Consider the following 11647-nt stretch of genomic DNA (forward strand, 5'->3'; position numbering starts at 1 on the left):
GTCAACGATGTTCGACGGCGGTCAGAGCAACGCTCAGCCGGGGTAGTGGCGCGGGGTGAAGACGCGGTCGCCGCCGTCACTCGAGTGCCACTGCGTCTGCGACGAGCCGACGATCAGCAGGCAGCGCATGTCGACCTTGGCGGGATCGAGATCGGCCAGGCGCACCACCTCGACCCGCTCGCCGGGGCCCGCCACGTCGCGGCCGATGACCACCGGCGTGCTGGCGTCGCGGTGTTCCAGCAGTAGGTCGCGCATGGCGCCGACCTGCCAGGTTCGGGTCTTCGACGCGGGGTTGTAGATCGCCAGCACCATGTCGGCGGTGGCGGCCGCAGTCAGCCGGGCGGCGATGACGTCCCACGGCTTGAGCCGGTCGGACAGCGAGATCACCGCGTAGTCATGGCCGAGCGGCGCGCCGACGCGGCTTGCGACGGCCTGCGCGGCGGTCATCGCGGGGATCACCCGCACGTCGACGCCGGGCCACTGCTTGGCCTCCTCTAGCACGGCCGTCGCCATGGCGAACACGCCGGGATCACCCGATGACACCACCGCCACCGCATGCCCCTGCTGTGCCAGCGTGCAGGCCAGCCGTGCGCGGGCAGGCTCATCGGTGTTGTCGCTCGGGTGCCGGGTCTGGCCGTCGCGGGCGCCGACCCGGTCGAGGTACGGGCCGTACCCGATCAGGTCGGTGGCGGCGGCGAGCTCTCGGCGGGACTGCGGCGTCATCCATTCGACGTCGCCGGGGCCGAGGCCGACGACGGCGACGCTGCCGACGGACTCTGCACGACGTTGCGTCATGCCGGGCAGCATCGCCAGCGAGAAGTAGGGCACTGAGGCGTCGTCGACGTCGGCTGCGGGCAGCACCCGCTGCGCGGCCGTGCTGGCGCGCTCTACGTAGAACGTCTGATCCAACCGTCCGGCGGCGGAAAGTGCTTCTCGCACGGCGGGATAGGAGCGGCCGAGTTTGAGCACCACCGCCGCGTCGGTATCGGCGAGCCTGCGCCGGAGCTCGTCGGGCGGCAGCGTCCCCGGCAGGATCGTCAGCACCTCGTCGCCCTGCACCAGCGGCGTCCCGGTGGCGGCCGACGCCGCGCTCACCGACGTCACCCCCGGCACGATGACCGCGTCGAACCGAGACGTCAACCGGTTGTGCATGTGCATGTAGGAGCTGTAGAACAGCGGGTCACCCTCGGCGAGCAGGGCCACGTTGCGGCCGGCCTCGAGATGGACGGCGATGCGGTCCGCTGCCTCGCGGTAGAAGTCCTCGAGCGCGCCGGCGTAGCCGCCGGGATGGTCGGTGGTCTCGGTGGTCACCGGATAGACGAGGTGCTCTTCGAGTTGGCCGGACCGCAGATAGGGCTCGGCGATGGTGCGGGCGATGCTGCGTCCGTGCCGAGCGCTGTGATAGGCCACGACGTCGGCCGCGCCGATCAGCCGCGCGGCCTTGACCGTCACCAATTCGGGGTCACCAGGCCCCAGCCCGACGCCCCATAGCGTGCCTCGAGACATCATTCCTGTTCGCTCGCAATCGCATTGACGGCCGCGGCGGCCATCGCGCTGCCCCCGCGCCTGCCGGTCACCACCAGATACGACATTCCGCGCGGCCGGGCGATGAGCTCCTCCTTGGACTGGGCGGATCCGACGAAGCCGACCGGGCCGCCGAGTACGGCGGCCGGGGCCGGCGCGCCGTCGTCGAGCAGTTCCAGTAGCCGGAACAGTGCGGTCGGTGCGTTGCCGATCGCCAGCACCGCGCCGCCGAGGCGGTCGGCCCACAGATCGACGCCGGCGGCCGACCGGGTGCTGCCCAACCGGACGGCGAGGTCAGCCGCGCGGGGGTCGGCGACGAGCGAGACCACCTCGTTGTCGGCGGGCAGACGGGAGCGGGTGATGCCCGAAGCCACCATCGACGAGTCACACAGGATTGGTGCCCCCGCGTCCAGTGCGGCACGTGCCTTGGCGACCACGTCGTCGGTGTAGGCGACGTGTTCGGCGACGTCGACCTGCCCGCACGTGTGGATCAGCCGGACCACGACCTGGGCGACGTCGCCGGGGAAGCGCGTCAGATCCGCCTCCGCGCGGATCGTCGCGAACGACTGCCGGTAGATCTCGGCGGCGTCGCGGATGTAGTCGAGCACGCGATCACCCTACGGGTGACGTGGCCGGTAGCCGTCCGGGGTCGCCACCAGCACCTCGCCGTCGGGCGGGCTGCCGCACGCCCGCTCACACCCGACGAAGTGGCGGTGTCCCGACGCGGCTCCGTCGGTGGCCGCGCGCGCCGCGTCGGCCCTGACGTCGGCGACGGCGTGCTGGCAGCCGGGGCTTCCGGTGCAGGCGCTGATCGACAGCCACGGCGAGCCCGCGTCGAAGATCAGCCCCAGTGGCGCCAGTACGCGAAGGGCGACGTCGGCGACGCCCTCGTCGAGGTCGCAGACCAGCACCGAACGCCACGGCGTGATCACCAGCGGCGCCTCGATGGCGGCGAGGAACTCGGCGACGCGGGCCTCGAGCACGCCGAGTCGCACCGCAGCGCCGAGCGACACCCGGCCGTCGTCCTGCTCGATCCAGCCGACTGGAGGCGTCGTCACCGCCGGCCACCGGGTTCCGGGGTCGGCGGAGCGGGTCAATCCGGTCAGCAGCGGCTCCACGTCGGCGAGTTCGGTGGTCCGCCAGGCGCTTCCGCGAATGTCCACGAAGGTCTCGGCGATGCCGATGAGGGTTTCGACGACGTCCGCCGAAGGCACCCGGACACCGGTGTCGACGCCGGCCACCAGCAGGGCGGCCCGGTCAGCGGTGAGCAGGTGGGCACCGACGTCGGCGCCCATCCCGGACACGTCACCGCGGCCGTCGTCGACGGCGAACCAGAAGCGGCCAGGGAGGTGGGCCAGCTTCGGGCTGGCCTGGATTGCCGCGTCGAGGCCGAGCACCGCATCCCGCACGTCCGCGTTGCCGCCCGAACGCCCCGTCAGTGGGGAGGCGACGACGTTGCGCACCCGTTCGTGACTCGGCGACGGCAGCAGCCCCGCGGTCGCCACCGCGTCGGCCAGCGCGTCAGGATCGGTCAGGCCGCGGATCTGGACGTTGCCACGGGAGGTGAGTTCCATTGCCTGCGAACCGAACCGGGTCGCAGCAACGGCCAGCGCGCTCAGCTGGCCTGCCGAGATCATTCCGCCGGGCAGCCGGATCCGCGCCAGCGCCCCGTCGGCCGCCTGGTGCACCTGAAGTGCGCCAGGGCAGGCGTCGTCGTCGCGAACCCTCGTCATGTCGTCTCCGAGCATAGGAGTAGTAGTCGCCTACCCGTGATTCGAGTAGCGCACTACGCGTGCCCGGGCGCAGCCCTAGAAATACGTTTGCTCCGTGATCAGTCGGACAGCAGCTCCAGCGGTCACGTGATCGACACGAGGGCAAGGAGAGAACGATGACTGAACTGATCCTGTCGCCGGAACTGGCGCACCAAGACGTGATCAGAACGGGTGCGGAAGTCGAGGGGGCCGCACCCGTTCTGATCACTGAGCAAGAGGTCATGTTCGCGACCGCCGCCGCCGTACTGCCGCGACGGAGCGCTACGCGGTGGTGGACGGCGATCGGGCGGATCTTCGCGACCGCGAAGGACGCGGACACCTCCGGCGACGACCGGCGCACGCCGCGGCACTACCCGCAGCGGCGCAACTCCTTCATGGAGTACGCCGCGATGAGTCGCGAGATGTCCCGGCTGTGATGTCCGGCGGTCAACCCGCCAACGGCACGACGACGTCGGAGTAGTGGGACGCGTCGCCCGCGATCACGCGGCTCGGCGTGCCGTAGACGTCGACGGGAACGTCGCCAGCCAGCGTGACGCGGCTGAGCCTGCGGTACTGGTCGTCGTAGTCGGCCACGGCGTAGTGCTGGGTGGCGCGGTTGTCCCAGATCGCCAGGTCGCCGGGCAGCCAGGACCATCGAATGGTGTTCTCCAGCTTGGTGACCCGGCTCTGCAGCAGCTGGAACAGCGCCGTCGACTCGGTGCTCCCCAGTCCGACGAACCGCTTGATGAAGTGGCCGAGCAGCAGGACCCGCCTGCCGGTCTCGGGGTGCACGCGCACCACGGGGTGCTCGGTCTCGTAGTACTCCGAGACGAACTCGTCGCGGTACTTGCGTTCCTCCGCGGTCAGATCCGCGAGTTTCTCGTCGTAGTAGCCGCCTGCGTAGTCGTACTGATTGGTGTGCACCGCCCACAGGTTCTCGGTGAGCGCGCGCAGCGGCGCGGGCAGCTGGTCGTACGCGGCCTCGGTCGACGCCCACGTGGTGGTGCCGCCGTACTCGGGCAGGGTCACCGCGCGCAGCAGCGATGCCTTCGGGATCCGGTCGACGAACGTCACGTCGGTGTGCCAGCTGTTCGCCTTGTCGTAGCTGGAGTCGATGGGCAGCACCCGGTCGCCCCGCGACGTCACCGTGGGGTGTGCGGTGGTCGGGATGCCGAGGCGTCTGGCGAACGCGACCTGCCCGTCGTCGTCGAGATGGTCCTGGTCGCGGAAGAAGATCACCTTGTGCGTCAGCAGGGCGTCATTGATCACCTTGACGGTCGCGTCCGTGAGGTCGCCGCCGAGGCGTACTCCGTCGATCCGGGCGCCGATGTTCGCGCCGAGTTTCACGATGCTGGGGAAGTTGGCCACGAATTGCATGGTGGAGCATCGGCGGGCCCGCAACCACGGTTTAAATGCCTGCGATTCGAACCAGAGTGACCGGCGTCACACTGCGCACCACAGTGTTCCTTGTCACACGAATCGATCACAGCGGGACCGTTCGGACGTAGCTTCAGGACTACTCGACGTGTGTCAAACAAGACACCACAAGAAGGGAACGACGATGTTCACCTTGATCGCATTCACCGTTCTGGTGGCGCTGCTCATCGCGGCAGCCGGCCTGCCCTACCCGCAGACCTGGCACGACCGCTGGGGCTCCAACTAGCCAAGGCTCGGCCGGTACGTGCCGAAGCTCCACACGTTGCCGTGCGGATCCCGTGCGGCGAACTCGCGGGAGCCGTAGTCCTGATCGGTGAGTCCCATGACGATCTCGGCGCCCGCCGCGACGGCGCGGTCGTGCAACGCGTCGGGGTCGTCGACCACGACGTACAACAACACCGGCCCGGGCAACGCGAAGGGACTGCCGGCGTCGCGGTCGGCGTCGTTGATCATCACCAGGCCGTTGCCAATCCTGACCTCGGCGTGCTTCAGCGGTTGGTCGGGGTCGGGAGGATGGACGGCCGTCGCGACGGCCCCAAAGGCGCGCTCCAGCCAGCCGATCGCCGTGCGGGGTTCGGAGTAGGGGAGTATCGGTACCGCTCCGTTGAGCGTCACTGTCTCGGTCATGCGGTCGACGCTAGGCCGACGGCACTCGGCTGTCTTGGACGGAATTTACTCTCTGCGCGCGCAACTCGGTTGGCGTGATGCGGGCCAGTTCGCGCACCTCACGGGCCAGGTGGGCCTGGTCGAAGTAGCCGCACGTGGCGGCGGCCGTGGCCCAGTCGATCGCCGGGCTCGCCGTCAGTCGAGCGGTCAGCCGCTCGAACCGCACGATCCGTGCGACGAGCTTCGGCGGTAGTCCCACCGTGTCGCGGTAGCGCGCGATCAGCCGTCGGTGACTCCACCCCAGTTCGTCGGCGAGGTCGCCGATCGTCGCCGCGCCGCCGCTGTCGGTGATCCGGCGCAGCGACCATGCGACACCGGGGTCGACGGCCGGCACCTCGTCGAGGCGCGCCAGGAGCGCGTCGTCGAGCAACGCGAACCGGGTCGGCCAGTCGGGCGCCTCGCCGACCCGCTGCACGAGTTCACGACCGAACCTGCCGAGGACGTCGTCGATCGGCACGGTCCGGTTCGCCAGTTCGCTCATCGGAATCCCGACCAGCCTGCGGGCACCGAGCGGCGTCAGGTCGACCTGCAGGCAGCGCGCCGAACCGTCGTGACCGACGAGCACCGGCCCATCGGTGATGCCCGCGATGAACGACCGGAGTCGCATCGGCTGCGGCCCGTGGTCGACGGTCCAGCCCGCATCGAGGTCGATGATGATCGGCACGAACGTACACGGCAGCTCGCGCATGACGACGGGCTGGGCGGTCCGTTCCTCGAAGCCCACGTAGCGCAGCACCACGTCGCGTAGCGACGGGTGAGGTGTGCCCGCTGCGAACGTCGCGCTCACCGTCCCGACGCTAGTCCGCGGCGCCGCATCGCGGGTGCGGTACGAATGGTGGGTGCCAGATCCCACCGTCCTGCTGCTGTCGACGTCCGACACCGACCTGATCACCGCCCGCGCTGCCGGGACTGGCTACCGGTGGGCGAACCCGTCGCGGCTGGTGCCCGGCGAACTCGAGGAGCTGCTGGACGGGGCCGACGTCGCCGTCGTGCGCATCCTCGGCGGCTACCGGGCCTGGCAGGACGGCATCGACGCCGTGGTCGCCTCCGGCATGCCGACCGTCGTCGTCAGCGGCGAGGTGACGCCGGACGCCGAGCTGATGAGCCATTCCACGATCCCGGCAGGCGTGGCACTGCAGACGCACGTCTATCTGGCGCAGGGCGGCGTGACGAACCTGAGTCAGCTCTACGGCTTCCTCTGCGACACCCTGCTCATGACCGGCTTCGGTTTCGGTCCGCCGGTGACGACCCCGACGTGGGGTGTGCTGGAGCGCGCCGGGGGCGGCACGGACGGACCGCGCATCGCGGTGCTCTTCTACCGCGCTCAGCACCTCGCGGGCAATACGGGCTACGTCGAGGAGCTGTGCCGGGCCATCGAGCACGCGGGGGGCGTCGCGGTTCCGGTGTACTGCGCGTCGTTGCGCACCGCCGAGCCCGAACTCCTCGAGCTTCTCGGCACCGTCGACGCGATGGTGACCACCGTGCTGGCGGCGGGCGGTGCCACACCGGCCGCGGTGGGGGCAGGCGGAGCCGACGACACCTGGAACGTCGCGCATCTCGCGGCGCTGGACATCCCGATCCTGCAGGGGCTGTGCCTGACCAGTTCACGCGCCCAGTGGAGCGACAACGACGACGGCATGAGTCCGCTCGACGTCGCCACCCAGGTGGCGGTTCCGGAGTTCGACGGCCGAATCATCACGGTGCCGTTCTCGTTCAAGGAGATCGACGACGAAGGGTTGATCGCGTACGTTGCCGACCCGGAGCGCTGCGCACGGGTGGCCGGCCTCGCGGTCCGGCACGCCCGCCTGCGGCAGATCGCTGCCCCCAACAAGCGTGTCGCCCTGGTGTTTTCGGCCTATCCCACCAAGCATGCCAGGATCGGCAACGCCGTGGGCCTCGACACCCCTGCCAGCGCGGTGGCGCTGCTGCGGGCGATGCGCGACGCCGGCTACGTGATCGGTGACGTCCCGGGCGTCGACGCCGAGGACGGTGACGCTCTGGTGCACGCGCTGATCGAACGCGGCGGTCAGGATCCCGACTGGCTGACCGAGGGTCAGCTGACCGGAAACCCGATCAGGATGTCGGCCAAGGATTACCGGGCGTGGTTCGCGACGCTGCCCGGCGACTTCACCGACGCGGTGGTGAAGCACTGGGGGCCGCCGCCGGGGGAGCTGTTCGTCGACCGCAGCCGTGACCCCGACGGCGAGATCGTCATCGCCGCAATGCAATCCGGCAACGTCGTGATCCTCGTCCAGCCGCCGCGCGGCTTCGGCGAGAATCCCGTCGCGATCTATCACGATCCGGACCTGCCGCCGAGTCACCATTACCTGGCCGCCTACCGCTGGCTGAACGCCGGATTCGGGGCCGACGCCGTGGTGCACCTCGGCAAGCACGGCAACCTGGAGTGGTTGCCCGGCAAGACCCTCGGCATGTCCGCAAGCTGCGGCACCGACGCGGCGCTCGGAGACCTGCCGCTGATCTACCCGTTCCTCGTCAACGACCCCGGTGAGGGCACGCAGGCCAAGCGGCGGGCGCACGCCATCCTCGTCGACCACCTCATCCCGCCGATGGCGCGCGCCGAAACCTACGGCGACATCGCACGATTGGAACAGCTGCTCGACGAGCACGCCAACATCGCCGCGCTCGATCCCGGCAAGCTGCCCGCGATCCGTCAGCAGATCTGGACGCTCATGCGCGCCGCCAAGATGGACCACGACCTCGGCCTCGAGGACCGTCCCGACGAGGACACGTTCGACGACATGCTCCTGCACGTCGACGGGTGGCTCTGCGAGATCAAGGACGTCCAGATCCGCGATGGGCTGCACGTCCTGGGTCAGGCGCCTCGCGATGACGTCGAACTGGACCTGGTGCTGGCCATTCTGCGGGCGCGCCAGCTCTTCGGTGGTGAACAGTCGGTGCCGGGTCTGCGGCAGGCGCTGGGCCTGGTGGAGGACGGCTCGGACGCCCGGGGTGCCGTCGACGCCGCGGAGGAGAGTGCCCGTGCGCTGGTCGCCGCCCTGCAGGACAGCGGGTGGGACGCCGCGGCCGTCGACCGCATCACCGCCGATCCCGCAGTGGCGTCGGTGTTGCGCTTCGCCGCCGACGAGGTGGTGCCGCGACTTCGGGGTACCTCGTGCGAGATCGACCAGATTCTGCGGGCCCTCGACGGTGGCTTCATCGCCTCGGGCCCGTCGGGCTCGCCGTTGCGCGGTCTGGTCAACGTGCTACCCACGGGACGCAACTTCTACTCCGTCGACCCCAAGGCGGTGCCGTCCCGGCTTGCGTGGGAAACCGGTGTGGCCCTGGCTGATTCGCTGCTCGAGCGGTACCGTGCCGATCACGGTGAGTGGCCGGCCTCGGTCGGACTGTCGGTGTGGGGCACGTCGGCGATGCGGACCGCCGGTGACGACATCGCCGAAGTCCTTGCACTGCTGGGTGTTCGGCCGGTGTGGGACGAAGCGTCGCGCCGCGTCGTCGACCTCGAGGCCATCGAACCGGCCGAACTTGGCCGCCCCCGCATCGACGTGACGGTGCGGATCTCCGGCTTCTTCCGCGACGCCTTCCCGCACGTGGTGACGATGCTCGACGACGCGGTTCGCCTCGTCGCCGGACTCGACGAACCCGACGACGTCAACTACGTCCGCGCGCACGCTCACGTCGACCTCGCCGAGCATGGCGATGAGCGGCGCTCGACCACGAGGATCTTCGGGTCCAAACCCGGCACGTACGGGGCCGGGCTGCTGCAGCTCATCGACAGCCGCAACTGGCGCGACGACGCCGACCTGGCGCAGGTGTACACGGCGTGGGGTGGCTTCGCCTACGGTCGCGGCCTCGACGGCGCGGCAGCGACCGACGACATGAACCGGCAATATCGCCGAATTGCCGTGGCGGCCAAGAACACCGACACGCGCGAGCACGACATCGCCGACTCCGACGACTACTACCAGTACCACGGCGGCATGGTGGCGACCGTGCGCGCGCTGACCGGCCGCGACCCGGCCGCCTACATCGGTGACAACACGCGTCCTGACGCTGTGCGCACCCGCACGCTGTCCGAGGAGACCACCCGGGTGTTCCGTGCGCGCGTGGTCAACCCGCGGTGGATGGCCGCCATGCGCAGGCACGGCTACAAGGGTGCGTTCGAGATGGCCGCCACCGTCGACTACCTCTTCGGCTACGACGCGACGGCGGGCGTGATGGCCGACTGGATGTACGAGCGGCTGGCCGGTGAGTACGTGCTGGACGACGAGAACCGCAAGTTCATGGCCGAATCCAATCCGTGGGCGCTGCACGGTATGGCCGAGCGACTGCTCGAGGCATCGGGCCGCGGCATGTGGGCCGAGCCGGACCCGGCGACGCTGGACGGATTGCGTCAGGTCCTGCTGGAAACGGAAGGGGACCTGGAAGGCTGACCAACTCCGAACCACTGCTGAGCCCGACGCTCGTCGTCGTCTGTGTGGTCATGGCCGTGGCGGCGGGCCTCGTCTCGCGTTTCGCCCTGAGGGGCTCGCTGTGGCCGGCCCCCGTGGCGGCCATTCGCGCGGCCGTTCAACTGGCGGCGATCGCCACGGTGCTCGCTGCGGCGATGTCGCGGCTGTGGTCGTCTGCCCTGGTGCTCGCCGTGATGTTCGCGGTGGCAGCGCTGACCGCGGGCCGCCGCAGTCAGGCCACGCGTGGCGCGTATTGGTTGGCCGCGGCTCTCGCGGTCGGGATGGTCGCCGTCATACCGTTGCTGCTGTTGTCCCGCGTCGTGCCGATGACCGGTGTCGCGCTGGTACCGGTGTTTGGCATCGTCCTCGGGGGAACGATGACGGCCGCGGCCATCGCCGCCCGGCGTGCCCTCGATGAACTGAGCCTTCGCGCCGGCGAGGTCGAAGCCGCGCTGAGCCTTGGGTTCTCCGACCGCGACGCGCGGATGGAGGTGATCGAACGCCCGCTGTCCGACGCGCTGCTGCCCAACCTCGACCAAACCCGCACCGCCGGTCTCGTCACCCTGCCGGGTGCGTTCGTCGGGGTGCTGCTGGCAACGGGGTCGGCGGCGCAGGCCGGGGCGGTACAGGTCTTGGTGCTCGCCTCGCTGCTGTTGGCTCAGGTCTGCGGTGTCGCGGTGACCGGCGAACTGGTTGCCCGGGGCCGTATCGCCCGTGCCGCCCGGGGTGCATCGTCGCGAGATTGAGGCTGGCGCCACACCCGTCACCCGAGCAGAGGCACCCACGTTTGCCCACCTTGCCGCGACTTCTCGCGTCGCGAACCCGCGACATCTGGGAAAGTCGCTGAGAGCCGGGCAATTTCAACCATGGTCATCCGGCCGCTACTGGGACGCCGCCCGTGGACGCTACATTGGGCCGCATGCCCGTCACGTTCGCCGAGGTCGCGAAGTCCGAGTACATCCTGTTGACCACGTTCACCAAGGATGGCAGGCCCAAGCCGACCGCCATTTGGGCCGCCCCCGACGGTGACCGGCTGGTGGCCATCACCCAGGAGGGGTCCTGGAAGGTCAAGCGGATCCGCAACACTCCACGCGTCACCATCGCGACGTGCACTCGAGCCGGCAAGCCCACCGGCGAGGCGGTCGAGGCGAAGGCAACGATCTTGGACAAGTCCGCCAACGGCGCCACCTACGACGCGATCGGCAAGCGCTACGGCCTGCTCGGCAAGACGTTCAACCTCTTCTCGAAGCTCCGCGGCGGGATGGAGAAGAACGTGACGGTGCAGCTCGAGCCGGTGAGCTGAGCGATCGGGGTCTTAGGAACCCGTGCGCCCCCTCGAGCGTTGAAACCACATGGCTATGCGGCTGTTCCTCGTCTACGTCCTCGTCGAACTGGCGGTGGTGGTGGCACTCGCGTCCACCCTCGGCTTCGGCTGGACCGTGCTGCTTCTGGTTGGCACGTTTGCCCTCGGGTTGGCGTTGGCCGGTTCGCAGGTGAAGCGGCAGGTCCAACGGCTGCAGTCGGGGCTGGCCACGCCCCGCGGCGCCCTGTCCGACGGTTTCCTCGTCGCGCTGGGCACCGTCCTGACCGTCGTCCCCGGGTTGGTGACCTCCGCGCTTGGCGTCGTGCTGCTGCTGCCGCCCACCCGCGCGCTGGCACGGCCTGCGGTTGCGGCGCTGGCCGCCCGCGGACTGCTCCGGATGCCGATGGTCGTCACGACCGTGGGCGCCATGCCGAACCGGCCCGGGCGGGGCGACTACATCGACGGCGAAGTCCTGGACGTGACGGACGACGTCACCGAGGTCGACCCGCGCCCCTTGCCGCGGCACACCGACTAGC

The 11647-nt window shown here is 69.8% G+C and carries 11 protein-coding genes; 5 read left to right on the forward strand and 6 right to left on the reverse strand.

Annotation, left to right across the window (positions count from 1 at the left end; translation table 11 throughout):
• Positions 1 to 33: 33 nt before the first annotated feature.
• The 3 genes from N536_RS0133060 to cobG are packed head-to-tail and all read right to left on the reverse strand — an operon-like array spanning position 34 to position 3257.
• On the reverse strand, positions 34 to 1509 hold the full coding sequence (locus N536_RS0133060) for a precorrin-2 C(20)-methyltransferase (RefSeq protein WP_036438459.1): 1476 nt from the start codon (positions 1507 to 1509) through the stop codon (positions 34 to 36).
• Positions 1506 to 2132, reverse strand: coding sequence for a precorrin-8X methylmutase (locus N536_RS0133065; protein WP_029117529.1), 627 nt, complete (start codon positions 2130 to 2132; stop codon positions 1506 to 1508). Before N536_RS0133065 ends, N536_RS0133060 begins: the two co-directional genes overlap by 4 nt.
• Before the next feature lie 9 nt (positions 2133 to 2141).
• Positions 2142 to 3257, reverse strand: coding sequence for a precorrin-3B synthase (gene cobG, locus N536_RS0133070; RefSeq protein ID WP_029117530.1), 1116 nt, complete (start codon positions 3255 to 3257; stop codon positions 2142 to 2144).
• 155 nt (positions 3258 to 3412) lie between these two features.
• Between cobG and N536_RS40205 the strand changes: the two genes are divergently transcribed.
• Complete coding sequence (locus N536_RS40205; RefSeq protein WP_036438461.1) at positions 3413 to 3712, forward strand: hypothetical protein; 300 nt, start codon at positions 3413 to 3415, stop codon at positions 3710 to 3712.
• Between the two features lie 10 nt (positions 3713 to 3722).
• On the opposite strand, the gene N536_RS0133080 is transcribed toward N536_RS40205, so the two are convergent.
• From N536_RS0133080 to N536_RS0133095, 3 genes are all read right to left on the reverse strand, one after another.
• Positions 3723 to 4643: a TauD/TfdA family dioxygenase gene (locus N536_RS0133080; RefSeq protein WP_029117531.1), complete on the reverse strand. Its 921-nt coding sequence runs from the start codon at positions 4641 to 4643 to the stop codon at positions 3723 to 3725.
• Positions 4644 to 4934: 291 nt separating this feature from the next.
• On the reverse strand, positions 4935 to 5339 hold the full coding sequence (locus N536_RS0133090; RefSeq protein WP_029117532.1) for a VOC family protein: 405 nt from the start codon (positions 5337 to 5339) through the stop codon (positions 4935 to 4937).
• A gap of 10 nt (positions 5340 to 5349) precedes the next feature.
• Positions 5350 to 6165, reverse strand: coding sequence for a helix-turn-helix domain-containing protein (locus N536_RS0133095; protein WP_029117533.1), 816 nt, complete (start codon positions 6163 to 6165; stop codon positions 5350 to 5352).
• Positions 6166 to 6217: 52 nt separating this feature from the next.
• Here N536_RS0133095 and cobN point away from each other — a divergent pair, with 52 nt between their 5' ends.
• The 4 genes from cobN to N536_RS0133115 all read left to right on the forward strand — a co-directional run bounded on the left by cobN (position 6218) and on the right by N536_RS0133115 (position 11646).
• Positions 6218 to 9790 (forward strand): cobaltochelatase subunit CobN, encoded by a 3573-nt coding sequence (gene cobN / locus N536_RS0133100; protein ID WP_197040287.1) that lies wholly within the window; start codon positions 6218 to 6220, stop codon positions 9788 to 9790.
• The gene (locus N536_RS0133105) at positions 9787 to 10554 is read left to right on the forward strand and encodes an ABC transporter permease (protein ID WP_036438488.1); all 768 of its coding nucleotides are present in this window, start codon (positions 9787 to 9789) and stop codon (positions 10552 to 10554) included. Before cobN ends, N536_RS0133105 begins: the two co-directional genes overlap by 4 nt.
• Before the next feature lie 173 nt (positions 10555 to 10727).
• Entirely contained in the window at positions 10728 to 11111 is a 384-nt protein-coding gene (locus N536_RS0133110; RefSeq protein ID WP_029117536.1) for a PPOX class F420-dependent oxidoreductase, read from the forward strand.
• Between the two features lie 49 nt (positions 11112 to 11160).
• Positions 11161 to 11646, forward strand: a complete 486-nt coding sequence (locus N536_RS0133115; RefSeq protein WP_029117537.1) for an FxsA family protein — start codon at positions 11161 to 11163, stop codon at positions 11644 to 11646.
• Position 11647 lies beyond the last annotated feature (1 nt).

It is taken from the genome of Mycobacterium sp. URHB0044, from assembly GCF_000620625.1.
In the GTDB taxonomy this organism is placed as follows: Bacteria; Actinomycetota; Actinomycetes; order Mycobacteriales; family Mycobacteriaceae; genus Mycobacterium.

Excerpts from the sequence above, each read along its gene's own strand:
- N536_RS0133090 (WP_029117532.1), bottom strand. The coding sequence starts at position 5,339 with ATGACCGAGACAGTGACGCTCAACGGAGCGGTACCGATACTCCCCTAC.
- N536_RS0133110 (WP_029117536.1), top strand. The coding sequence starts at position 10,728 with ATGCCCGTCACGTTCGCCGAGGTCGCGAAGTCCGAGTACATCCTGTTG.
- N536_RS0133060 (WP_036438459.1), bottom strand. The coding sequence starts at position 1,509 with ATGATGTCTCGAGGCACGCTATGGGGCGTCGGGCTGGGGCCTGGTGAC.
- N536_RS0133115 (WP_029117537.1), top strand. The coding sequence starts at position 11,161 with ATGGCTATGCGGCTGTTCCTCGTCTACGTCCTCGTCGAACTGGCGGTG.
- cobG (WP_029117530.1), bottom strand. The coding sequence starts at position 3,257 with ATGACGAGGGTTCGCGACGACGACGCCTGCCCTGGCGCACTTCAGGTG.
- N536_RS40205 (WP_036438461.1), top strand. The coding sequence starts at position 3,413 with ATGACTGAACTGATCCTGTCGCCGGAACTGGCGCACCAAGACGTGATC.